This is a genomic window from Pseudovibrio sp. Alg231-02 (genome assembly GCF_900143565.1).
Taxonomy (GTDB): Bacteria; Pseudomonadota; Alphaproteobacteria; order Rhizobiales; family Stappiaceae; genus Pseudovibrio.
The window spans coordinates 388,096-412,958 of the sequence record NZ_FREX01000001.1; the positions used below are offsets into that span (position 1 = coordinate 388,096).

Annotated in this window: 18 protein-coding genes and 2 tRNA genes; 7 read left to right on the plus strand and 13 right to left on the minus strand. The window is 51.1% G+C overall.

From position 1 onward, the window contains the following. Positions 1-4 precede the first annotated feature (4 nt). The 5 genes from DHN43_RS01490 to guaB form a co-directional block, all read right to left on the minus strand. Positions 5-3,055, minus strand: coding sequence for an efflux RND transporter permease subunit (locus tag DHN43_RS01490; protein ID WP_108817501.1), 3,051 nt, complete (start codon positions 3,053-3,055; stop codon positions 5-7). Positions 3,056-3,071: 16 nt separating this feature from the next. Then, a complete protein-coding gene (locus tag DHN43_RS01495) occupies positions 3,072-4,184 on the minus strand; it encodes an efflux RND transporter periplasmic adaptor subunit (protein ID WP_108817502.1) in 1,113 nt (370 codons plus the stop codon). 1,351 nt (positions 4,185-5,535) lie between these two features. Then, positions 5,536-5,976 carry a site-specific integrase gene (locus DHN43_RS01500; protein WP_108817503.1) on the minus strand — a complete coding sequence of 147 codons (441 nt, stop codon included), beginning with the start codon at positions 5,974-5,976 and terminating at the stop codon, positions 5,536-5,538. 436 nt (positions 5,977-6,412) lie between these two features. After that, positions 6,413-6,682, minus strand: a complete 270-nt coding sequence (locus DHN43_RS01510; protein ID WP_108817505.1) for an Arm DNA-binding domain-containing protein — start codon at positions 6,680-6,682, stop codon at positions 6,413-6,415. Between the two features lie 151 nt (positions 6,683-6,833). Continuing rightward, a complete protein-coding gene (guaB, locus tag DHN43_RS01515) occupies positions 6,834-8,336 on the minus strand; it encodes an IMP dehydrogenase (protein WP_108817506.1) in 1,503 nt (500 codons plus the stop codon). 328 nt (positions 8,337-8,664) lie between these two features. Here guaB and DHN43_RS01520 point away from each other — a divergent pair, with 328 nt between their 5' ends. Further along, positions 8,665-10,065: an MFS transporter gene (locus DHN43_RS01520; RefSeq protein ID WP_108817507.1), complete on the plus strand. Its 1,401-nt coding sequence runs from the start codon at positions 8,665-8,667 to the stop codon at positions 10,063-10,065. Positions 10,066-10,097: 32 nt separating this feature from the next. Here DHN43_RS01520 and DHN43_RS01525 read toward each other — a convergent pair whose 3' ends face one another. After that, positions 10,098-10,799, minus strand: a complete 702-nt coding sequence (locus DHN43_RS01525; protein WP_057466074.1) for an RlmE family RNA methyltransferase — start codon at positions 10,797-10,799, stop codon at positions 10,098-10,100. Next, the gene (locus DHN43_RS01530) at positions 10,796-12,232 is read right to left on the minus strand and encodes a Ppx/GppA phosphatase family protein (protein WP_108817508.1); all 1,437 of its coding nucleotides are present in this window, start codon (positions 12,230-12,232) and stop codon (positions 10,796-10,798) included. Before DHN43_RS01530 ends, DHN43_RS01525 begins: the two co-directional genes overlap by 4 nt. Positions 12,233-12,783: 551 nt before the next feature. Here DHN43_RS01530 and DHN43_RS01535 point away from each other — a divergent pair. The 3 genes from DHN43_RS01535 (at position 12,784) to DHN43_RS01545 (ending at position 13,842) form a co-directional block, all read left to right on the plus strand. Then, positions 12,784-12,857: transfer RNA gene (locus tag DHN43_RS01535), tRNA-Gln, on the plus strand. 59 nt (positions 12,858-12,916) lie between these two features. After that, positions 12,917-12,990 (plus strand) — tRNA-Gln (locus tag DHN43_RS01540). 120 nt (positions 12,991-13,110) lie between these two features. Further along, on the plus strand, positions 13,111-13,842 hold the full coding sequence (locus DHN43_RS01545; RefSeq protein WP_108817509.1) for an SDR family NAD(P)-dependent oxidoreductase: 732 nt from the start codon (positions 13,111-13,113) through the stop codon (positions 13,840-13,842). A 7-nt stretch (positions 13,843-13,849) separates the two neighbouring features. Here DHN43_RS01545 and DHN43_RS01550 read toward each other — a convergent pair whose 3' ends face one another. Further along, complete coding sequence (locus DHN43_RS01550) at positions 13,850-14,881, minus strand: DUF2817 domain-containing protein (RefSeq protein ID WP_108817510.1); 1,032 nt, start codon at positions 14,879-14,881, stop codon at positions 13,850-13,852. A gap of 216 nt (positions 14,882-15,097) precedes the next feature. On the opposite strand from DHN43_RS01550, the gene DHN43_RS01555 reads away from it, so the two are divergent. Continuing rightward, positions 15,098-16,054: a nucleoside hydrolase gene (locus tag DHN43_RS01555; RefSeq protein ID WP_108817511.1), complete on the plus strand. Its 957-nt coding sequence runs from the start codon at positions 15,098-15,100 to the stop codon at positions 16,052-16,054. Positions 16,055-16,101: 47 nt separating this feature from the next. On the opposite strand, the gene DHN43_RS01560 is transcribed toward DHN43_RS01555, so the two are convergent. After that, entirely contained in the window at positions 16,102-16,449 is a 348-nt protein-coding gene (locus DHN43_RS01560; RefSeq protein WP_108817512.1) for a hypothetical protein, read from the minus strand. A gap of 248 nt (positions 16,450-16,697) precedes the next feature. Between DHN43_RS01560 and DHN43_RS01565 the strand changes: the two genes are divergently transcribed. After that, a complete protein-coding gene (locus DHN43_RS01565) occupies positions 16,698-17,045 on the plus strand; it encodes a hypothetical protein (RefSeq protein ID WP_057466069.1) in 348 nt (115 codons plus the stop codon). Positions 17,046-17,051: 6 nt separating this feature from the next. On the opposite strand, the gene DHN43_RS01570 is transcribed toward DHN43_RS01565, so the two are convergent. The 4 genes from DHN43_RS01570 to puuE form a co-directional block, all read right to left on the minus strand. Continuing rightward, a complete protein-coding gene (locus DHN43_RS01570; protein ID WP_108817513.1) occupies positions 17,052-20,210 on the minus strand; it encodes an efflux RND transporter permease subunit in 3,159 nt (1,052 codons plus the stop codon). A 23-nt stretch (positions 20,211-20,233) separates the two neighbouring features. Continuing rightward, positions 20,234-21,613, minus strand: coding sequence for an efflux RND transporter periplasmic adaptor subunit (locus tag DHN43_RS01575; RefSeq protein ID WP_108817514.1), 1,380 nt, complete (start codon positions 21,611-21,613; stop codon positions 20,234-20,236). 306 nt (positions 21,614-21,919) lie between these two features. Beyond that, positions 21,920-22,600: a L,D-transpeptidase gene (locus DHN43_RS01580; RefSeq protein WP_108817515.1), complete on the minus strand. Its 681-nt coding sequence runs from the start codon at positions 22,598-22,600 to the stop codon at positions 21,920-21,922. Positions 22,601-22,968: 368 nt separating this feature from the next. After that, positions 22,969-23,874, minus strand: a complete 906-nt coding sequence (gene puuE, locus DHN43_RS01585; RefSeq protein ID WP_108817516.1) for an allantoinase PuuE — start codon at positions 23,872-23,874, stop codon at positions 22,969-22,971. Positions 23,875-24,292: 418 nt separating this feature from the next. Between puuE and DHN43_RS01590 the strand changes: the two genes are divergently transcribed. Further along, positions 24,293-24,841 (plus strand): PadR family transcriptional regulator, encoded by a 549-nt coding sequence (locus tag DHN43_RS01590; RefSeq protein ID WP_063288378.1) that lies wholly within the window; start codon positions 24,293-24,295, stop codon positions 24,839-24,841. The last annotated feature ends 22 nt before the right edge of the window (positions 24,842-24,863 follow it).

Consider the following 24,863-nt stretch of genomic DNA (forward strand, 5'->3'; position numbering starts at 1 on the left):
TGGCCTAGATAGCTGGAAGTTCATCCATCTCGATACTTGGTTCTGTTGCTTTTTTCGGGGCGAACAGGAGATAGATGTAGGGCAGTGTTATCAGTGTGAACATTGTCCCGATGAGCATACCGGCAACCAGAATGATCCCGATGCTGTTGCGGGCTTCGGCTCCGGGGCCACTCACCAGCACCAGCGGGAAGTGTCCGAACACAGTTGCGCAGGTGGTCATCATGACCGGGCGCAGTCTGGTCTTTGCAGACTCGATGATAGCAGTTGTATTATCCTTGCCCTCTTCCACAAGCACATTGGCGAACTCAACAATCAGAATTGCATTCTTCGCCACCAACCCAACGAGCGTGATGACGCCAATCTGGGAGTAGATGTTCACGGAGGTGAACCCCAAAAACGTGAAGACAAGCGCTGCCGACAAAGCCAGTGGGGCTGAGCCCACAACAACAATGAGCGGTGTTCTGAAGCTGTTGAACTGAACACTCAGTGCCAGATAGACAACTGCAATTGATGCCAGAAGAACATACATCAGGCTGTTGCCTTCCTGCTTGATTTGCCGAGAGATACCCGCATGATCGAGCGTATAGCTGGCAGGCAGAATTTCTCTGGCCTTGTCTTCCAGGAATTCCAGCGCCTGTGCGTTGGTGATGCCCGGGACAACTGATCCCAGAATCCTGAAGGATCGCTGCTGATTGAACTTGCCCAGAGAACGCGGTGCGGCTTTGACCTCGATAGACGCAATAGAAGACAACGGAATATAGGTGTTGTCTGGCACCTTGATTTGCAGATTCATGATCTGGTCAGGGGTATCCCTTGCTTCCTTGCTCACCATGGGTACAACAACATAGGCCTTGCCATCGGCATCAAACCGGTTGAGATATTGCTCTGATAACATGAAAGACAGCTGGTCGCTGACATCTTTTGACGTAAGACCAAGATCAGCAATTCTGGTATGATCAAGCTTCAGATGTACGAGTGGCCGGTCAATCTTCAGATCGGTATCGGCATACATAAACATGCCACTCATATAGGCTGCCTCAACCAATGCATATCCGTGGTTTAGCATCTCCTCATAGGTTTCAGGGCCAGTTACCACCAGCTCCACATCGAACTGCCCAGCAGTTGGCAGTGATGGGGTCAGGAGCGGCAAAACGCGCAGTCCTGCTACCTCTGAGAACCGATAATACAGCTCAGGCATCATCTCCTGAGCACTCTGCTCCCGCTCGAAGAAGTCGATGAGTGTGATACCACCAAAACCACTGCTGGCTGTCAGTATCTGCCAGACGTTTTCACCTCCTTCAATGCTTTGGGATGCCTTGATTGCCGGTTTTATGTTGTCAACAACAGCACTGAGGGTTCCACCTGGAGGCGCTTCAACGATGAAGTTGATACTTCCCTGGTCTTCTATGGGTGCCAGCTCTTTGGCTGAGAACATGTAGAACGGCACAATCAAGAGCGCAAAAACAAAACTGAATGTCAGTATTTGGGCACGCCAACCCAGCATCTTCAAAAGAAGATTGCCATAGGCGTGACTGGCGCGCTGAAAGAGTGAGCTGATGGAGGCGGCAAACCGAGTTTCCTTGCCGCGACCACTTGCAACGTGTGCGCTCATGATCGGGGACAGCGTGACCGCGAACATACCGGAAATGAGCACCGCAGCAGCCATGGTGAACGCAAATTCCCGGAACAGGCTGCCAGACAGCCCGGACACAAATCCGATGGGCAGAAACACGCTGGCAAGCGTAAAGCACATTGCGATGACAGGTGAAAACAGCTCCTTTGAACTTTGCAGTGCCGCCTGAAACTTTGACAGGCCTGCCTGTCGATGGCGCGTGACATTTTCAACCACGACAATCGCGTCATCAACCACAAGGCCCACAGACAGTACGATTGCCAGAATGGTGAGAATGTTCAAGGTAAACCCAAGTAGGTTCATGACGGCAACCGCGCCAAGCAATGAAATTGGAATAGCAGAGAGCGGCACCAGTGCAGCTCTGAATGAGCCCATCAGGATGAGCACAACAAAGCCAACCAGAACAACAGTTTCACCAAGGGTTTTGACGATTTCAAACAGCGAGTCACGCATTGCAAGCGTACCATCGAATGCAATGTCGACCTTCAAGCCGTGAGGGAAACCAGCGTTCAGTTCCTCCAGCTGTTCATAAAGTGCATCGCCAATGGCAATCTCATTTGCTCCCGGAAGCGGCCAAACGGAAAGGAAAACACGCTCCTCAATATTGGAACGGGCATCAACAACGCCGGGCCGCTCACCAAGTTCAACAACTGCAATGTCTTTAAGCTTGAGCGTATAACCGCCAAGGTCCTTTATGGCTAGGTTCTCAAACTCACTGGCCAATTTGAGATTTGAGTTAGCGATGATGTTAAGGCGCAGCATATCACCTTCCACATCACCAATGGCGGCAACCACGTTGTTGGCAGCAAGAGCTGCAACCAGATCACTGGAAGACAGATTGTATCCGGCCAAACGGGCCTGATTGATCCATATTCTCAGAGCTGGTTCTCGGCCTCCTTCAATCTTAACCCGCTGAACATCTTTGATTGATGACAGAACCGGGATGACGTTTCGGGACAGATAGTCGGTTATCTCAAAACGATCCCAATACTGTGAGGAAACATCAAGATAGAAGGATGCAAAAGGGCGATCAGCCCGCAAGAGCGAGATGACTGGTTCTTCTGCATTTGCAGGCAGTTCTGAGCGAACCTGATTGAGGTTTGCTGTGAGTTCTGACAGGGCAACAGTACGATCTTCATTAATTTTAAGCCAGGCTGTAACGGTACTTTGTCCAGCGATGGTTTTGGAATCTACATAATCAACGCCCGGTACACTCATGGCGGCGCGTTCGATTGGTTCTGTTACAAACCCCTGAACAACATTTGCCGCAAGGCCGGTGTAGCGGGTGGTGATTTCGATTGCAGAGCTTTCAATAACCGGGAACAGCACAACTGGTAACCGTAAAGCTGAAGCGAGTCCAAGCAGAACACACAACAGCGAGATCACGATTGAAAGGACTGGTTTGCGAACAAAAATTTCCACGAAGCACTCCTGGGAGTTATTGGTAGGTTGCAGATGAGATCTGCTGCGGAGTGTCCGAAGGGGACGACAGGTAAACAAGAACGCCCGGTGCCAGCTTGAAGGCCCCGTTTGTTGCAACCAGCTCATTTGATGTAAGCCCCTGATCTACCAGAACGCTCTCACCTAGATAAAACAGGTGGCTGACATCACGCCGTTCTGCACGATAGGCTCCCTCCTGCTCATCAGGATGCAGGATATACACAAACTGGCCGTAGCCATCTGTCTGCACGGCGGTGACAGGAAGGGACAGGTAGTCTTTATCCCGAGCAACGGGAACCATCAGTTCAACAAAGGCGCCATGGGCCATGCCCAAATGTTGCGCGAAGACTTCTGCGCGATGAGTTCTTGTTCTTGTCGTAGTGGAGATAGTGGCATCACGATGTATGATGGTCGCAGTGATCTGCTTACCTTTCTGTCCGATCACAGTTACACCTGCTCCAGCGCCAAGTTCCATGTGATGCTGAGGCAGCTTGAAATCCACCCAAACACGATCGGTTTGTCCAACAATCTGTGTGATCAGTTCATTGGCTCCAAGGATCTGTCCCAGTGACAAAGTGCTGGTGTTGGTTTTTCCGGCAAATGGGGCACGAATAGTCTTTTTCTGGATCCGACTTTTTATCTGAGCCACCTGAGCCTTTGCCGTTTCCAGCAAAGCCTGGGCATTGTCCAATGTACTTTGACTACCGCTTCCGGTGGAGCGCAGCTTTTTGGCTCTTTCAAACTTTATTGCAGCCAGTTTCTCATCTGCTTCAGTTGCAGCAAGCTGTGCGATTTCCTCTGAAACATCCATCTGTACAAGGAGCTGATCTTCTGCAACAGGATCTCCGGGTTGAAACCCAAGCTGCACAATGCGGCCGGAGATCTCTGTTCTGAGCTCAACCTGCTCAGGGGCGATAACTTCGCCAATAACCTGAATTTGGGGAGCGTACTTGACGGTTTTGGGAGAAAACGCTTCTGTTGTCTCGGTGTGTTCGGGGATCAAAGCGGCCTGGGCGATGGCCTCTGAAACCTGGGTGAACTTGACGTAACCAAGTCCTCCAATGACACCAGTGATAGCTAGTAATGCGATAAACCAGCGAACAACTACCATCTTTCTCTCTTTCTCAATGCTGTCTTGCGAATGAGCGAAATGAAGTGAAATGAAGTGAAATACAAATGTATTTATTATTTCGGCGCAATCGGTTTTCTTAATTTCAGCTCAATTTTCCGCTTATTGCGCTGCCTGCTGGCACCTTGCCAATCAGGTCTTGTGGGATGCGTCACCTCCAGTGTTGGGGGTGGAGGTGACGCAAGTTACCTGGATCAAGTTTGCAGTGTATCGTTCTCCAAGTTAGCTGCTGTAGCGAAACGCGATTGGAGCGCGATAACGCTTTTTCCTTGCAAGCTAACTTAATCTTATAAATACAACTGTATTTATAAGCAAGAAATTTTTTATAGCTATTTTTTAGGGGTAGACCCTTTGCCATCATCAAGAGATTGAATTAATTGCGATTTTCCCATAAGGAGGCGAATGCTCGTAACTTAATGCGACAGGAATAATGGAATGAGATAGTCCGAAATTACCTCAGCATTCTGAGCTAGCTTGAGAAGGCAAATTCCTCCAATAGCACCAATGCTAGCAAGTACTGTGACAAACCAACGATCAACCAACATCTTTCTCTCCCTCTCAATAGTAACTTGTGAATGAGCGAAATGAAGTGAAATACGACTGTATTTATTATTTCGGTGCAATTCAGTCCTTTGGCTTCCTGTTCCAATGTGTGCTTTCAGTGTCGCCCATGGCAACTTATCAACCAGAACAGGTGGACTACGCCACTTCCAATGTTGGTATGGAGGCATACGCAAAATAACTGGATCACTTTTTGCAAAAAAATAGTTCTCCTAGTTAGCTGCAGTAGCGGAACGCGATTGGAACACAACAACGCTAGCATTTTATGAGCTGCCTCAGATTATAAATACAATTGTATTTATTTACAAGATTTTTTCCTAGTTAGATATATGAGCAATTGTTGTAAATATTCAGGTAGCAAAACCAAATCGCTAAAATATCACGCATTCTCTGTCAGGCGATTGCAGTGCGTAACTTCGTGCGGTGTAGTTTCGTTTGCTTGATAGCCAGCACAAGCTAGAAAGACACAAATATAGTGAATTCTGCAGTCTGCCCCTTTGCGGCAAACTAAAAGAAACCAACTTGAAGTTGAACCCTCATTCTTGTTGAGGTTGGTCGAATATCGCGGCAATGATCACTCAGTAACAGGCTGACCAAAATCGACCTCTGGTTGAAGTCACGAGCAGGCTAGAGGCACTTAGAATTGGGGTGAATGGCCGGTATTGGTCACGTTGGGTAATTCTAGATCGCACATAAGAGCTACTGAAGAAGCCTTTGGGTGAAGGTATCTCAACCCATGTTGGAAGCGATCGAAGGTCCGGCTTTAGCCCTATCAGAGTGAAACTTTATTTTTTCGCATCAATGCTACTACAATCTCTGCCTTGTCTCTATGTCGCGCGCTATCGAGGTGCTCATAGTGTCGCCGCGTTGTCGTTAAGTCAGAATGCCCTAAGATATCCACGATATCAGCCAGATCAACCCCACTCAAACGCAGATGAGATCCAACGGTGCGGCGCAGGTCATGGACTTTCAAGTCAGAAATGCCAGCCTTCTTGCACACATCATTATATGCACCATAGAGAGTTTGCTCATTTACGGCTGTGTTCTCCTTACCAAAAGAGGCAAAAACATAATCACAGCTTTTTACCGGAGGGATACTTTTCAGGTGATCGACCACTTCTTGAGCAAGTCGAAATGTCTTCTCCCCAGTCTTCGCTGGCTGTGACACCGCCCCCATTTCCAAGTCAAGCTGGTCCCAGCGCAGACTGAGCATCTCTTACTTTCTTCGGCCAGTCATCAGAAGATAACGTAGAGCATGGAGACCCATGATCCAATGCCGCCCACCGGCCTGAACCTCTTCCAGCCCATTCCAATACTTGCTCAGCTCCTTAGAACTCATAAACCGTGTTCGCGGCTTACGAGGATTCCTCGTTACGTAGAGCCGAGGATTAGCAAACGAAAGAGGGAGCAAACCCTGGGAGATTGACCAGTTGATTATTACCTGGCTTGTGATCGCTGCAGTATTTGCTGCGATCGGGCCATGCTTCTCAGAAAGCAGCCCAAACTTCATGCGACACCTATCGACCGTCAACGCTGCCGGGCTTAAGTTGTGCCAGTCCTTAAATTTGTTTTTCCAATCAGATTTGTACTTTGCCAGGGTAGTGTCTGCGACCTCCCCCTCTCTGCGCTTGAAGTAAATCTGAGCAAGCTCATCCAGGGTCTCGATATGTATTAACCCCTCGCGCATAGCGTTTTTTCATTTTGCGCACTTTCTCACGCGCTTCATCAACACTGAGTTCTGGGAAATACCCCAGCGTCTCATACAGGCGCTGACCTGCAACTTTGACGTAAACCGAAAAGGTTTTTTTCTTTGCGCCAACTGTGACGAGCAGCCCCTCCTCTACGGAGTCGGAGAGCCGGATACGTTTGCCTTCATACTTAAAATTTTTGAGATCTGAATTGGTGAGCCGCGTTGCCATGGAGATGCCTTAAATCACACACCCCTATATGAACACGAAAAATAAATCATACGCTAGTCATATGACCATTAAAACTTGCGGCATTTCGATATAACTCGAAATAACCGCAAGCCATTGAAATTAAAAGAAGAGATAACTTAGTGTAAACCCATCAAACAGCGCCGGGATAATTCGGGCTCTCTCTTGTAATCGTGACGTCGTGGGCGTGGCTTTCGCGAAGGGAGGCGCCGGAGATGCGGACGAAGGTTGCGCGGTCTTTGTACTCCGGCAGGTTTGGTGCGCCGACGTAGCCCATGGACGCGCGGACACCGCCCGCTAGCTGGTGCAGAACGGAAGAGAGCGGCCCTTTGTAAGGCACCTGTCCTTCAATGCCTTCTGGAACCAGCTTCAGCTTATCAGAGACCTCTGCCTGGAAGTATCGATCTGCAGAACCACGCGCCATTGCGCCGACAGAGCCCATACCACGATAGGCTTTATAGGAACGCCCTTGATGCAGGTAAACCTCGCCCGGGCTTTCTTCGGTACCAGCCAGCAGAGAACCCACCATGCAGGAGCCAGCGCCCGCTGCGAATGCTTTTGCCATGTCACCGGAGAACTTGATGCCACCATCTGCGATGATGGGCACATCCGCCTTAGCAGCTTCGGCTGCACAATCCAGGATCGCTGTGAGCTGAGGAACGCCGACACCAGCAACAATGCGTGTTGTACAGATAGAACCCGGTCCGATACCCACCTTCACGGCGTCCGCGCCAGCTTCAATCAGCGCTTTTGTTGCAGCTGGAGTTGCTACGTTGCCAGCCACCAGCTCCACGCTCGGGAAGCGCGTCTTGATTGCAGCTACCTGATCGATCACGGCTTGCGAATGGCCGTGCGCTGTGTCGACGACCAGAAGGTCCACATCGGCCTCAATCAGGGCCTCAGCGCGGCGCATGCCATCTTCACCCACGCTGGTTGCTGCGCCAGACAGAAGGCGGCCCTGCACATCCTTGGATGCATTCGGGTTGAGCTGCGCCTTTTCCATGTCTTTTACAGTAATAAGACCAACGCAATACTGGTTCTCATCAACCACCAGAAGCTTTTCGATACGGTGTTGGTGCAACAGACGCTTGGCTTCATCCTGACGAACGTTATCGCGCACTGTGATCAGGTTGTCGCGGGTCATCAGCTCACAGACCAGCTGCTCAGGGTTTGAGGCAAAGCGTACGTCGCGGTTGGTCAGAATACCAACGAGGCGACCTGTGGCAGTGCCGCCGCGACCACCGTTTTCAACCACTGGCACACCGGAGATCTTGTGCGCTTCCATCAGATTGAGAGCGTCTTCCAGAGTTGCATCGGGACCAATCACCAATGGATTGACGACCATGCCGCTCTCGAACTTCTTCACCTGACGGACTTCTTCAGCCTGACGCTCTGGTGTCATGTTCTTGTGGATGATACCGAGGCCACCAGCCTGCGCCATAGCAATCGCCAGGCGCGCTTCTGTCACTGTGTCCATTGCGGAAGAGAGGATAGGCAAATGCAATTGAAGATTGCGAGAGATTCGCGAGTGCAGTTCGACCTGCGCTGGCATGATCTCAGAATGCCCTGGAAGGAGCAGAACATCATCAAAAGTCAGCGCTTCGTGACCTGAAGATGGTTCGTAAAATGTAGGCATTGCCAAGTTCCCTTCGGATGAATATAGACCGCCCTGACCCACTCCCTGCTCAAGTGGATTTGACTGCAGAGTTGTCTGAAAAGATAGAGAAGTTGACGCGGGTCACTACCACGGCTTTTGCGATTTGAAAAGGGGCATTTATCAATTTCAGGCCGTGGATCGCATATTTGAGCCTCACCCCATTGATTTTACTAAATTGCCAGTATCACCGATGAGTGTTGGTAGACCGAGTTCCTTTAGGGTCAGCTTTCTAGGACAGACACCTTCAGAGATACTCAGAGGCCTCAACAGACACCCCTGAGTGATTTCAGACCGGAAAGCTCCGAGTATGCCGCACCGCCTCCGCATGACGACTGTGATCGTTGGCATGACGCTTTTGCTGGTGCAGCTGGACGCCACAGTGCTTGGAGTTGCGATCCCCACTATCGCCCGCGACCTGAAAATCAATCCACTTTCGTTGCATATGACCATATCGCTCTATCAGCTCACATTGGCGGTGTTTATTCCCATTTCAGGCTGGGCAGCTGACCGCTTCGGCTCAAAACGATTGTTCGTTGGTGCAGCGCTCCTGTTTATGAGCATGTCGGTGGCTTGCGCCCTTTCAGGCAATCTGACCCATCTTTTGATTGCCCGGGCAATTCAGGGGTTTGCCGGAGCCTTTTTGATGCCGATTGGACGCCTGACAGTCATCCGCATGGCAGGCACGAAGAACCTTGTGCAAGCGATGGTTTGGGTCGTCACGCCCGCTGCATTCGGAATTGCCTTTGGCCCCTTTCTGGGCGGCATCATTGTGCACTACCTCAATTGGCGCTGGATCTTTTTGATCAATGTGCCGGTTTGCATTGCCGTTGGCGCAATGAGCAGCTTTTATTTTCGCGATTACAGGCGGAAGAACAAAGTGCCCTTCGATTTTCCGGGGTTCATTCTGCTCGGAAGTACTGCCGCATCACTCCTGGCTGGGATTGCTAGTCTAACGAAGATCACGGGCGATGCATTTATTCCCCTTGGCCTTTTTGCGGCAAGTTTATCATTCGCCCTGATCTTTATTTGGCATGCGCGGCGTGCTCTCCATCCAGTGATTGACCTGAAGCTCTTCGCAAATCTCAGCTACCGTGTCTCGACCTATGCAGCTGTCCCATTGCGCATCGGCGTCGCTTCCTTTGCGTTTGTGATGCCACTCATCCTGCAAATCCCTATGGGCTTAGATAGCTTGACAACCGGCCTTCTCATGGGGGCTGCTGCCATCGGTGCCCTGCTTTCACGCGTGGTCGCTCACCGATTGATCAAAACATTCGGCTTTCGCGGCGTCCTGCTGCCCTGCACTATTGTTCTTTCCGTTTTAACGCTGGCTGTGGGCTTTGTCTGGCTTACCAAGTCACTTGCAGCAGTCACGCTCCTCATCCTGCTCACAGGCTTCACACGAAGCCTTGTGTTCACATCTGCTAACACAGCAAGCTATGCAGATCTGACCAGATGTCTTGTTAATCAGGGTGTGAGCTTTGCAGGGCTGGTTCAGCAACTGTCCATTTCACTGGCGGTTGGTTTTGCTGCAGCCATTTTGCATGTTCGGCAGAATATCACAGAGGAGCCTATGCTCACCGGGCCTGATTTTATCTGGCTTTCCGTTTGCACTGGTCTGTTTGCATTGCTGCCTGTTCTGTTTTTCTGGTTTCTACCCGTCAATCTTGGAAAGAACAAAGTGGATGAACAGGCACATTTGCATCATTAAAAAAGGCTGGTCGAAACCAGCCTTTCTGAAAACTATTTAGACCCTCTGTAGCCCTTGGCGAGAATGAACATCTCAGGGCTACCTTTGCGGCTCGCTGGTGGTTTGATATGCACCACCGACTTAAATTCCTTCTTCAGATCCTGAAGCAGCTTTGCCTCAGCGCCTCCAGCGAATACCTTAGACAGGAATGCGCCGCCTTCGTTCAGGTTCTGACGAGCAAAATCGATCGCGATCTCGAACAAATAAGTCGTACGCAGGTGGTCTGTTTGACGATGACCTGTTGTCGGCGCCGCCATGTCTGACATCACCAAATCGGGACGATGCCCGCCGAGCGCTTTCATCAACTCATCAGGAGCATCATCATCGAGAAAGTCTTTTTGAAGGATCACAACACCCGGGATCGGTTCAACTTCAAGATAATCAATCCCGACCACCAGTGGCTCATCATCCATAGAGCCGACAATTGGCGCAGTTAGCTGTGACCAGCCACCCGGGGCACACCCCAGATCGACCACACGCATACCCGGCTTCAGGATTTCATGCTTTTCATTGATCTCGATCAGCTTGTAGGCCGCCCTGGAGCGATAGCCATCGACCTTGGCACGGCGGACGTACGGATCGTTCAGCTGGCGTTGTAGCCAGAGCGTTGAAGAGTTGGACCGTTTACGCGCAGTTTTCACGCGCTGAAACATGCCCCGGTCACCTGATCCACGACCACTTGAGTTGCCGCTCATCTGTTATATTCCTTTCTAGGGGTGCGCCGGCGCTTATGGTTGGAGTTGCTCCAGACTTTGTCTGCAGCCATCATCTCCATCAAAATACCTTCTCGCAGTCCTCTGTCAGCAACACGTAAACGCTGACAAGGCCATCTGCGGCGTATTCCTTCCAAAATTGCGCAACCTGCTAGCACCAAATCGGCTCGGTCCTCACCAATACAAGGGTTTTCTACCCGTTCTTGATAGGACATATTCAAAAGCTGGTTAATCATGGCTGAAACATCTTCCTGTTCCATCCATGCTCCATCAACGCGGCGGCGGTCATAGCGCTTAAGACCCAAGTGGACCCCGGCCAATGTGGTCACCGTCCCGGATGTTCCCAGCATATGGACATTTCCGCGCTCTATAGCACGGGAGAGTTCATTGCCAAGAGGGAAATTCTCCAATCTCTGCGAGACATCATCAACCATGGCTTCAAAAACATCTGACGTAACGTGCACGCCGCCGTGCCTTTCCGCCAGATTTACGACGCCCAGAGGTAGAGATGTCCATGTTCTGACAAAGCGCGTCAGAGCATACCCACGCGCACCATATCTGTTGCGCAGATCGAGCCAGACAATCTCAGAGGACCCACCCCCAATATCGAAAAGCAGAACACCGTCAGCCTCAGGATCGACCAGAGAAACACACCCTGCAACGGCTAAGCGTGCCTCAGTCTCCTGACTGACAATCTCAAGCTCCAGCCCTGCCTCTTTCTTTGCGCGGCTGACAAACTCCTCACCATTTTCAGCTGCCCGACAGGCCTCGGTCGCAATGAGCCGAGCCCGCTGAACGCCGCGCTCGGAAATCTTTTGCTGACAAACCTGCAAGGCCTCAATGGCTCGTGAAATGGCGTCATCGGAGAGTTTCCGGTTACGCCCGACACCCTCCCCCAAGCGTACAATCTTGGAGTAGGCATCGACAACGCGAAACCCGCGCTGCTCTGGTCTGGCAATCAACAAACGACAATTATTGGTGCCCAGATCCAAAGCTGCGTAGAGCTCCTGAGACCCTGTCGCCTGATGCCTGTGGCGCGAAGGAAAACGATGCGTCCCATCACCACGCGTATCCGCATGATGATGGCGTCGGTTTGCATCATTTTCGCGAGATCTGTAGCCTTGAGAAGGACGCGGAGATTGTTGCTCTACAGGCCCTGACTGTCTGGCCTGCGCTGACCCATGCGTTTTGGCCTCCTCCTTAGGTGCAGGAGCAGGTTGTATAACTTCTACTGATGTGCCACCCGGATCAATATTGACAACGGGCGCATGTAGTTTCTGGTTTAGGAGCGCACGTCTTTCTGCCCGATTAGGCTTTGCGCGACGTGCTTTCCTCTGCCGCTTGGCGCCTTCAGGACGAGAACTGCCGGCCTCTTCCGCAATCCCAGCAGAATGACCAGCTTCAGCGCGGTGCAAAGACGCATTTTTGGCGTCACCACCCTGGCGCTTTCTATGGCGTTGCTTCCGTCTGCCCTTTTTCGAGCTTCCCGGGACGCCGGGCGTTCTCGCTCCATCCGAAGAGGACCGCTCACCCGTTTTCTTCAAGTGCTATGCCTTTGTGCAGTCCTTGAGGCATCTAAATGCGATCTGGACTGAAGTCATTTTAAGTTGGCAACATTGTAACAGTTTCATGGCAAACAGCAATCGCCCCATTTGAATGGTACAGTCCTAAATTTAAACGAATTCTCTCAAATTGCAGGAAACTCCAGAGGCTTACAAATCGGCTCGCCGGTGGTCGGAGTTGATACAGCCGTGCCATAACCAGAGCACATTTGCGCATAAACACGCAGAGCCATGCCCTTATTCACAAGAGAAGGGCGTGAAATCCGCTTAGCCCACTGATTTTGTTAAAACTCACGAGAACCAAGTTGACAAGGTCCGGTCCGAACACTAAAAGCCCTCTCACCGACGAATTGAGCGACTTGCTTCATTTTGTTGGTTGGCAGTAGCTAACGTGCTGTTATTGCTGGGGATTAGTTTAATGGTAGAACAGCGGACTCTGACTCCGTCGGTCCTGGTTCGAGTCCAGGATCCCCAGCCAATTACTCACGTATTAAAAGCTTCAACTGCCAGGTAGGGAACACTTCCCTCCTGTTCTGCTGGGGATTAGTTTAATGGTAGAACAGCGGACTCTGACTCCGTCGGTCCTGGTTCGAGTCCAGGATCCCCAGCCATTTTCTTCCATACATCATATCTAAACAGATTGCCTGAGTGGCTCTCATATTCCGCTAATTGACGGCTTTGTGTCCCTCAAGAACACTGCTTGCGTCTTCAACGCTTGCAGAGGCCCTGTCATGCCCTTTTCTCCCAAACGGATTGCCGTTTTTGGTGCCAGCGGCGCGATTGGCTCTGCTTTTGTCAATGAATGCCTTGATCGCTATCACACGGCGACTGTGTTTTGTTTTGCCCGTTCTTTAGAGCGCATCCCAGTCCATGAGCGTGTTGAAAGTCGAACTTTCTCATTAGAGGATCCAGAAGGGCTCAATGCCAGTGCAGATGCAATTAAAGCAGCTGGTGGGCTTGATCTGATTTTCGTGGCCACGGGGCAGCTTCACAGCACCACCACGAAACCTGAAAAAACTATCCGCGCCCTCACCTCCGCCGGAATGGAAGAAACATATTGCACGAACACGATCTTACCAGCGATGATCATGAAGTACTTTCTGCCACTGTTACCCAAGCACAAGAGGGCTGTTTTCGCAGCCATATCAGCGCGCGTTGGCAGCATTTCTGATAATTATCTTGGGGGATGGTATTCATACCGGGCCTCAAAAGCAGCCCTTAACATGCTCATTAGATGCGCTGCGATTGAGATGCAGCGCACGCATCAAAGCTCGGTCATTATTGGTGTGCATCCGGGCACGGTGGATAGCTCCCTATCAAAACCGTTTCAACGCGGCATTCAAGAAAGCCAGTTGATGCAGCCAAAGCAGTCCGCTGCAATGTTGCTGGAGTTGATCAGTAAGGTGGATCAGTCCCAAACCGGTAAATGCCTGGCCTATGACGGGACTGAAATTGCACCCTGAGCGGTCATTAAGCGTCGACAATAGCTTTCAGAACGTATTGTTCAAAAACATCGCGGCTTTGCGTCAGAAGTGCTTCACACCACTCTTGTGTATCAACAAAGAGCGCGTCCTTGAGCTCCTGCCTGATTTCGGCGGCCAGCTCTGGGGCGACAGTGTCCCGATTGCGTTTCAGCCAGTTGTCTCGGCGATGAGCGTCCAGCACTTGTTCAAATGGGACTGCGCCAAACTCCAGGATCAGCTTGGTTGGTGGGACCACCAGATCCAAACTGTCCAAAGTATCGCACATGAAACCACCAATGAGGCTCCACTCCGCCTCTTCACCCGGCTTTGAACTGAGGTCCATCACCTCACAGAAGCCGCAGGGACCAACACCAGTGTGCAGATCAATGATCGTTGCACGCTTTGCGCCTTGTCCGTAACAGACAATGACCTGCTTCAGGGTTTTGGTGGACCAGGAGGTTTCCTCCCCACCATAGAACAGACCCATTGGGACCGTGTACTGCCCCTTCAGCACTTTTTGCGTCAGAGCGCCGGCACCGTTCTTTTCCGTATAAGCTTTGATTGCGATATTGGCAGTCTGCCACTCCTCGCCCGTGATCTGCGGCGTACAAATGGCGGTGTGCAGCTCCTCATAGTCCGGGTTTTGAGGGAGGTCTCCATCAAAACTAATGGAGTTGCGGTTGTTGTCTACGTTGTTCTCATCTGTCCGCGTGAAAATCGCGCAGCCAGCTGGGTTGACTGCATGCACCCAGACCACTTTTGTATTGTCTGGCAGCTGCTCCAGATAGCGCTGCATTAAGTCCAGCTGAATTCCAGAGCCTGCTGTGAGTTCCGTTCCATGCACGCCAGAGGTGATGAACACCACATGCTCACTGTCTGGTTTGCCTTGCAATGCAACAGTCATCTGCACAGGCCCCTCCTCACTCTTGAAGGTTGGGTGCGGGATGATCTCTGTCTCAAATCCAAGTCGACTGGCCAGGTCCATGAAACGCTGTTGAGCTTGGAAATAGTCCTCAGAGAAAATGGGATTTGCAGGCATTGTGTACTCTTCAAATAACGGGATGAAGCTGTGATATATCGGCGGTTACATTACACACCTAATTGACCCGGAAAGAATAATCTAGTCTGTTGTTCCTTATCTCTTTTTTCTCGCATCACATGCAAGTTTTCAATCAATTGCGATGATGCGTCTTCAGATCAGGCTGCCGCTGCGCACCCATAGAGTTAGCAGCGATCAGCTTCCCGGGAGCGAATAATGAAAAGAAAACTGATACTAGATGTGGACACGGGCACGGATGATGCTGTTGCCATTATGCTGGCTGCTTTGCATGAAGATCTTGACCTGATTGGCGTAACCACTGTGAACGGGAATGCCGAGCTGCATTATTGCACAGATAATTCCTTGCGTGTTCTCGACTATATCGGCAAGCCTGAGATTCCGGTTTACGCTGGTTGTCACAAGCCTCTGGTACGAAATGACTTTCCAACTCCCCGCACCAAAAACGATCTGACCGAGAAGATCCACGGCAAGCATCTTCCTCTGCCGGAAACTGCTTTAAAAGCACAAAAGCAGCATGCTGTTGAGTATCTGGTAGAGACTTACCGCAGTGCGACTGATCCAATCACGCTGGTTCCGGTTGCGCCACTCACCAACATTGCCGCAGCGCTGGCTGTTGAGCCGAAGTTGGTGGACCTCATTCCTGAAGTCGTGATCATGGGCGGTGGTCATGATGTTGGCAATGTGACCCCTGCTGCGGAATTCAACATCTGGGCTGACCCAGAGGCTGCTTATGCAGTCTTTAATGCTGGCTTTGAAAAGCTGACCATGGTGCCGCTGGATGCAACACACAAAGCGCTGGTGACAGCAACACAATGCCGCCAGTTTGATGAGCTGGGCACGCCTGCTGGTAAGGCAATGGCGGCTTGTACAGGCCATCGCATTGGCATTCACGACAAGATCCAGAAGATGGATGTTGAGCACAGCGCCCCAGTGCATGATGCGCTTTGTATCGCGCACCTCATTCAGCCAGACGTAATTACGCTGGGAGAGTTCCCGGTCGACATTGAAACACAGGGTGCGCTGACTGTTGGGCGTACAATTGTTGACAAGAACCACCGCGGCACCAAACAAGCCAATTGCAAAGTGGCCTTTGACGCGAATGCGGCACTCTTCGTGGACATCATGATGAAGACATTCGCCAGCAATAAGTAAGATTAGAACGCGCCGAGAGCATTGGGCTGTCGGCGCTTTTAAGCACCTTACTTTGTGAATGCCATTTGATTGGCATTGCCGAGCATCCAGCGCGACCCGAACTTATCAATTGCAACGCAGCTTGCAGATGCTTCAGATCCGAACATCAAGCATTTCACTTTGACTGCGGTCGCCAGCTGTCGGCGTAAAGAGTAATGACTTTCTGCAGGCCACATCAGACCAACGCGAATAATCCCATGTTGGTGATAGATATTGAGCTGGCGTTTATCGACAACTTCCGCTCGTCCACTCACTTCTGTCAATTGCTGTATGCCCAAGGCATTACCGAGTGAGACTGATATCAGCATTGTCGACAGACCTGTCAGTATCACCATCAAAAACTTAAGTGAGCGCATCATTTCTCTCCGTGGTCGCACCTTTAATTCCATTAGGGAAAATCAAAGCATACCACGATCAAAGCGCACTCAATGCGCTTTATTGCATTTTTGTGACAATTGAGGGGTATTGTGGACTTCAGTGATCTGATGCTGTGCAATCAAATGGCTCATGCCTTCAATTTTATCGTTTGGTTTTGAGGGGAAATCAGATCTTTGGACTATAATTCGCTCTGCAATTTGCATCTGAAAGGCTGGGGATAGATTAGATGCTTCGTTCTAGTGTTCATCAACTGTTTGACGAGCTGGTCTCCTGCGAGCAATTTCTTGATAATTGCGGAGAGCTTATGTGGCGCGACAAGCTTCGCCAGACCCGTGTCGTTGACGCCGCCGGTAATGAGGCGCTCGATCTGGATTTGCTGCTCTCCTACTTTTCTCAAAGTGAAGCGTTCTTTGAGTTGGAGCTGTCGCAAGATCTCGGCCACCGTGTGAGTGAGACGACCGAGCCGGGCGCAAACTCCCACCTGGTCACACTGCGGCTGGACATCTTTTATCTTGCGCAGAAATGCCGAGATGAAGGCAATGCAAGTATTGTTATCATCTCGGCTTGTCCTTAACTGCAACTATTCTGCTGGCGTATTCGTGGTGCCCAGCGCTTTATCAAGCTCACTGTGCAGCTTCTCTTCACTGGCTTTACGGGGCTTCGTAAAGCGCATCAGCAGCAAGTAGGCGGCTGGTGTCACGAAGAGTGTGGAGAGTGTTGCAAAGCCTAAACCACCAACGATTACCCATCCCATCTCAATGCGCGCTTCTGCCCCTGCACCAAAGGCCATGACCAGTGGCACACCGCCGAGGACCGTCGAGACCACAGTCATGACAACTGGGCGGAAGCGGATGAGGCATGCATCATGGATCGCTTCAAAGACTGAACGCCCTTCCTCCCTCAAAGTATTGGCAAACTCGACAATGAGAATGCCGTTCTTGGCCATCAAACCAACGAGCAAGATGATACCGATCTGGGAGTAGACGTTGATGGAGCCCCCTGTCAGGCCGATAGAGATAATTGCTGCTGAAATGCCAAAGGGCACTGTGCAGAGAATGACAAAGGCGCTCATAAAGCTTTCAAACTGCGCAGCGAGCACAAGGAAAACCACCAGGATCGCAAAGAGGAAGGTCATGTAGACGTTGGACGTGGTTTTCTCCAAAACCGCTGCTTCACTCAAAAGCGTGACGTTGGTGCCTTCCGGCAAAACCTCCTCGGCAACTTCCTTCATGTCGGAGATTGCCTGAGCAAGGTCATAGCCGTCATTGATGGAGATGGTGACGGGGACTGCTCTTTGCTGCTCTTCGCGCGTCAAGCTTGGTGCTACAGCCTCTTCTTCAATAGAAACAATAGAAGACATTGGCAGCATGGTGCCGTCTTTGCTCTTGATGAAGATATTTTCCAAATCACGGGTAGAGCGCAATGGCAGACCACCTGCTTCCATGACCATTGGAATGCCGTCATCTTCTACAAAGAGGTCCGCTACTGACGAGCCATCGAGCAGCATGCGCAGATTGGAGGCGATCCGGTCGGAAGACAGTCCCAGATCATTTGCGCGTTCTCTATCTACACTCACCAGCAGTTGCGGCTGTGTCGTCTCATAGGACACGGAAGCAAAGCCAACTTTGTCACCGTAACGGGCCTGCATCTCCGAGACGATATCATCTGCATTTTCAGCCAATTCGTCATAATTGGTGCCGGTTACGGCAAAGCGAAGTCCTTGCCCAGCGCCGCGAATTCCGATTGTATTGGGTTGAGCAACACGCACCTTCAGGCCGGGAATTTTAGCGGTCTTGCGTTGTAGTTCGTTGACAATTTCCTGCTGACTGCGATCTCGCTCTGCCCAATCTTTCAAAGACATAACAAGGAAGCCGCGATTGATCTGCCCACCCATGCCAACAAGGCTCATGACGCTTCGAGCCTCGCCATTTTCAACATAGGGCTGAGCGATATATTCCAACTCACTCATCTTGCCCGCGGTGTAGTCTAAACTTGCCCCTTGAGGTGTCGATGCAATCATGAAGATCACAGACCTGTCTTCTGTTGGGGTGAGCTGTCTTGGCAGTGAGGTATATTGGGATGCTCCCAGAATGACGAAGAGTGTTGCGGCGCCCAGCAATATGAATGGACGGCGCAATGTCCAATCCAACGTGCTGGAGTACCAACGCTCAATGGCGGTCCCCATATTGGAAATCACAGTCCAGGTCGCAGAGGGTTTGTGCGTGTCCTCATAGTTTTTCGTTCGCAGCAGACGGGAAGCCATCATCGGTGCAAGTGTCAGCGCAACGAAGGACGACAGCATCACGCTGATTGCAAGCACGAAACCGAATTCAGAGAAGAGTTTGCCGACACTGCCCGGGAGGAATGAGATTGGTATAAACACAGCAGCCAGCGTGGCCGTTGTGGTGATGACTGCAAAGAAGACCTCTCGCGTACCAAGTATGGCAGCAGCCCGCGGTCCCTGCCCTTTATGAACGCGCTTGGAGATATTCTCCAGAACCACAATTGCATCATCAACCACCATACCGGTTGCCAGCAGAAGGGCCAGAAGCGTCAACACGTTTGCGGAAAAGCCCGCCAGCCAGATGCCGACCAAAGCCCCAATCAAGGCAACAGGAACAGTAACAGCTGGAATAAGCGTGACGCGAATGGAGCCGAGGAACAGCAGCATCACACCAATGACAATGCTGGTGGACAGGAACAGCGAGAACACGACTTCCTTGATCGCGCCACCAATGAACGTTGCATCATCACTGCTGACGTTGACTTCAACATCCTTTGGAAGCTGGTCCTTCATGCGCTCAATTTCAGCGCGGACGTTGTTGGAGATGTCGATGGTGTTTGAGTTTGCCGAGCGAATGATACCCATGCCAACAGCACGTTTGCCATTGTAAAACGCACCAGAGGATGCTCGTTCCGGCCCATAGCTCACAAACGCGATATCGCGAATTCTGGTGGTGTCGTTGAGCTTGACCATACCGATCTGTTCGGCAGTTTTCACGTCAGAGTTTGCGCGAACAAAGAGCTCCTGATCGCCCGTTTCCAGCGATCCGCCGGAGGTATCGAGCGCAAGCTCTTCCAAAACAGAGCGCAGATTATCAGGTGTCAGGCCTCGAGATGACATTGCCTGCACGTTGATCGCGATTTTGAAGACAGGCGTTTGAGAGCCATACAGATCCACGCTGGCGACACCTGGTACAGACGTGATGCGGTCAACGATCTCGTCATCCACAAACTTGCTCAGTTCTTCGATGCGCATTTCATCAGAAGTTACAACAACGCGCATGACAGGATCGGCATCTGCGTCTGCCTTCACCACAACGGGAGTATCAGCATCTTCTGGCAGATTACGCCCCGCTCCGCTCACAGCATCGCGGATATCATTGGCAGCTTCACTGACGTCGACACCATCATTGAACTCAACGGTAATTCGGCTGCGACCATATTTTGAATTGGATGAAATGGATTCGATGCCTGCGGTGCGGGAAATCGCTTTTTCAAGCACACTGGTTATCTCGGCATCCGTAACTTCTGGCGGCGCACCGGAGTATGTGGTCGTGACCGTTACAACGGGCCGGTCCACATTTGGCATTTCGCGCACTTCAACGCCAAGTAATGCCGCAATACCGGCCACGATAATAAGAAGGTTCAGGGTAATTGCCAGAACCGGGCGCCGTACACACAAGGCATACAATCCGCTCAGGTGACTTTCCCGTGTCGATTTTTTGTCGGTTGTCATAAAAACACCTTCGGGTCAGTCATTCAGGAGTTGGATTGCGTCGTGCCATCAGGCGATATTCCAGATTGGGAACCAGAGCTTTTTACTGGTTCCCCCTTATCGGTTTGGCCTGTGTCCGGCTTATTCTTGCCTTGTCCAAGTCCCTTCCCTTTGCCTTTTACCCCAGCTTTATCACTGGGTGTCTGTGTCTCACTTACGAGTGGCGCGGCTGGCTCATCGGGGCTGGTCAGCGTAAAACCCGGCTCGGCCTGAAGCGTCACTTTTGTTCCCGGACGCAAGTCACGCACTGATTCCGTGATGACGATATCGCCCGGCTCTACCTCGCCTTCAATCAATACGCGATCAGCGCTGCGCTCAATAACGGTTACGTCGGCTCGCAGAGCTTCACCATTTTCAGCAAGCCAGACATGCGGGCCGGACCGATCCCATTTGAGCGCGATGGACGGGACGGATGGCCATTCATCCCCTTCCAACTGGACGCGAGCATCGAATGCGATCCCGGATCTCAGAAGATCGTCAGGATTTGCCACTGTTGCCTGTACTTTCAATGTACGGGATTCGGAATTGACGCGATTTTCCAGAGCCGTTAGCTCACCGCTGAATGTATGCCCCGGCATGGCTTCTGTGCGCAGTTCTACAGAATCCCCGCGTTTGACCTTGTTGGCAAACCGTTCTGGGACGACAAATTCCACCAGAATGCTTGAGCGATCATCCAGACCTGTGATGCGGGAAGACTGGGTTACGTAGTCGCCAATTTCGACATCCATGATGCCCAGAATCCCTTCAAATGGCGCTCTCACCAGTCTCCGATCAAGATCGATACTGGCTTTGTCCAGATCCAGTCGGGCCTGATTTGTTGCCAGCAAAGCGTTTTGCATCTGGACTGTCGAAATGGTCTGCGAAGACATCAGCTTTTCATAGCGTTCAACCTGCTCTTCAGCATCTTTAAGCGCAAGCTTGGCGCGGTTGACCGCCAGTTTCTCTTCTGCATCATCCAGACGCAGCACAACATCACCTGTAGAGACGCGCGTCCCTGCCTTGAAAGGCAGCTCCTGAATACGTCCAGAGCTTTCCGGGTAGAGATCTGTCATCTTGGCAGCACGGCCTGTACCAATTGCGCGGACAAATGTATCGGTTACGCCTGTGGTCACATTACGGGCGCGAGCCAGAATTTCCTGATTGCCGCCACCGCCACGTTTTCCGCCGTCACGCTTGCCCTGCTGTTTGTTGCCGGAGCCCTTCACGACGACATCTGCCGTCTCAGTTGGCCAAAGCGTTAGTCCAACGGAAGCGAACAAGGGGACAGGCTTGGAGAACAGAACCGGCTTGCCGATATATAAACCTGCAATACCAACTACGACGGCGATCAGACCAACTTTTACAGCCTGTCTAGAACGGGACATTAACAGCCAACTCCTACCAGAATTTGCAGTACTTACGGCTATTCAGGCTCACTGGATCAATGAGGAGCCTCTTGGCGATTCAAGCACGCTTGAAAGAACACATTAGTTGAGAGTGTTTTACATTGCTTTTGTGAGACATGTGCATTTTGAAGTTTGTAAAAACGTAATGACATTGTCTGAACCGGCGTTTTGCTACAGTTCGTTACACTTTCCTTGGTCTGCCCCGCGCGTTTTCCAGAGGCAGATGCACAAAAGGCCTGACAGTGATATCAGGCCTTTCAGTCATTTTCGCGATGCTACATTTAGCTAAACGCTGAGTGGTTCCACCGGGTTACCTGCCGGACGCACCACAACGCGTGATCCATCTGGCACGCGATTGTACAGGTCAATCACGTCCTGGTTGAGCAGGCGGATACAGCCACTTGAGACGTTTTTGCCGATTGACCAGTGCTCGTTGGTTCCGTGCAGGCGGTACAACGTGTCTTTGCCGTTCTGGAACAGATAAAGCGCACGGGCGCCCAGCGGGTTTTCAATACCCGGCGCCATGCCATGGCGGAACTCTTCAAGTTCTGGCTGACGTGCGATCATCTCTGCTGGCGGCGTCCATTTTGGCCACTGACGTTTGTACTGGATGACAGCGTCGCCGTTCCAGCTAAAGCCAGCACGACCTACACCGACACCATAGCGCATGGCAGTGCCATCACCGCGCACCAGATAAAGGAAGCGGTTGGATGGGTCGACAACAAGTGTGCCGCCAACTTCCGGACCGGTGTAGTTCACCACCTGACGGAGGTACTTACCGTCTGGGATCTGGCTGAGATTGACTGCAGGGATGGGGAATTTTTCTTCCGGCATCGGGCCATAAACAGCCTTGTAGTACGGATCCTGGCGAAGGTCGGCCACAGTCTTGCGTTTTGGAGCACCGGTTGTCTGACAGCCTGCCAAAGCGAGAGCTGCTGTTCCGATTACAAAACCACGTCTGGACAAACTACCTTTGTTACAATGCCTCGCCTTCTCGGCAGTTGTACTTAAAAAGCTCATGGTCACCCTATTATTGTTCCTTAAGTTAGATTGCCGAGCATGCTGCAAAAAACATTTCGCACAGTCGATTTGCGTTTCTAACTTGTCTCTATCAATAACTAATTGAGGAAGACAGATGGTCACGACAATTTGAACCTATGCACAATTCACTATGTGGATTCAAAGGGTGCGACCAACAAGGCTTTAAAGGGTGTGTCTGGCCTGCAAATGGCTGGATTGCGGCCAGTTCAAGAACAAGATGGCTTTTCTACAGATGTTGAAAAAACCTCCCTCACCTGAGGCGAGAGAGGCAAAGGCTTCAGTTTTTGAAGCGGTTAGGGCTTGTGGTGTTCGTGCCAATGGCGGGCAATATCGATCCGGCGCGGCACCCAGACATCCTGCTTTTGGGAGATATAATCCAAGAAACGGGCAAGAGCTGCTGTTCTGCCGGGGCGTCCGGCAAGGCGGCAATGCAAGCCGATGGACATCATTTTGGCCGCTCCGTCTTCCCCTTCCGCGTATAGCGTGTCGAAGCTATCTTTCAGGTAGGTAAAGAATTGGTCACCGCTGTTAAAGCCCTGCGGTGTTGCAAACCGCATATCATTGGCATCCAGCGTGTAAGGGATGATCAAGTGCGGGCCATTGGGGCCTTCAACCCAATAAGGCAGATCGTCTGCATAGCTGTCTGAGCTGTAAAGAAAGCCCCCCTCTTCCATAACCATCTGCAGTGTGTTGACGGAGCTTCTGCCCGTGTACCAGCCATATGGGCGCTCTCCGGTCGTCTCTTTGTGGATTTTGATCGCCTGCTGGAGATGCCAGCGCTCTTCATCAGCGGAGAAATCTTTGTACTCGATCCATTTGAGGCCGTGAGATGCAATCTCCCAGTCAGCCTCTTTCATGGCCTCAACCACTTCAGGATTTCGCTCCAGTGCCGTGGCAACGCCATAGCACGTTACCGGAAGCTCATGTTTGCGGAACAAACGCCACAGACGCCAGAAGCCAGCACGCGAGCCGTACTCATACATTGACTCCATATTCATGTGCCGCTGGTTCAGCCAGGTTTGAGCGCCAACAATCTCAGAAAGGAAAGCTTCAGACCCCGCATCTCCATGAAGGATGTTGTTCTCGCCGCCTTCTTCGTAATTGATGACAAACTGAACCGCGATTTTCGCATTGCCTGGCCAGTTAGGGTTCGGCGTGTTCCGGCCATACCCAATCATGTCGCGTGCATAATCCATCATGAAATACCTTTTTGAAGTTTGTTGGCAACACTTCACCTCAAAACAGCAAGACAAGACAAGTAGGTTTGTGCAGAATTCCAATGCACAACTCCTCCTAAGCTCACAAAAAATGGCTCAACTTGTGATGGCGGACACATTCTTTTGTAGAAATCTTATTAAATTTGAAGGGTAACCATTGAAATTTTGAGCACGAGAACAATCTGAACCCTATGTAGCGCGACCGGGACATCCTGTTACATTTCTACATTTGACAGTGATTAAAGCTTTCAGTAAAAAGTTTCACATATATCTAGTCGATATATATCGAACGTGACCAGACTTTAGCTCTAATCGATTTTAAGTCTTTTAAGTTCAGTAAGTTATTCGACCTCACACCTATATGAGGTCTCTTTTAACACTCAGTGCGATGTGGTGGGGAATGAGCACACGTAAATTTTGTCTTGCCATATTATCCAGCGGGGATGCTACTGGATATGAAATTCGCAAGACTGCGCAAGAAGGGCATTTCAGTCATTTCATTGAAGCCAGTTACGGATCAATTTATCCGTCGCTTGCCAAGATGGAACAGGACGGTCTTGTGACGTGGCGCGAAGAAATTTCACCAGGCAAACCTTCTCGGAAAATCTATTCTATTACACAGGCAGGTCGTGACGCTTTTGTACAAGAGCTGTCTGAGACCCCTGTCGAGGATTTGTTCAGATCCCCGTTTCTTCTGCTTGCTCTTTATAGCCGCTGGGTTGGTGGCGAGTTTATTTCCAAGGAGATTGACCGCCGTATTGAGCATCTGGAGCTCAAAATCGGGGGCATGACCCACGAACTTGAGATTTGTGAGGATCCTGCAAGTGCGTGGACACTGGAATACGGCATTACCACACTGAGTGCTTCCCTTAATTACATGAAAATGAACCGAAGCAAGCTTGAGCGCATCGCCAGCGAGCGTGTCTCCCACGCTCAAGCAGCTGAATAATCGCCTAGAACCGGCGGAGAGA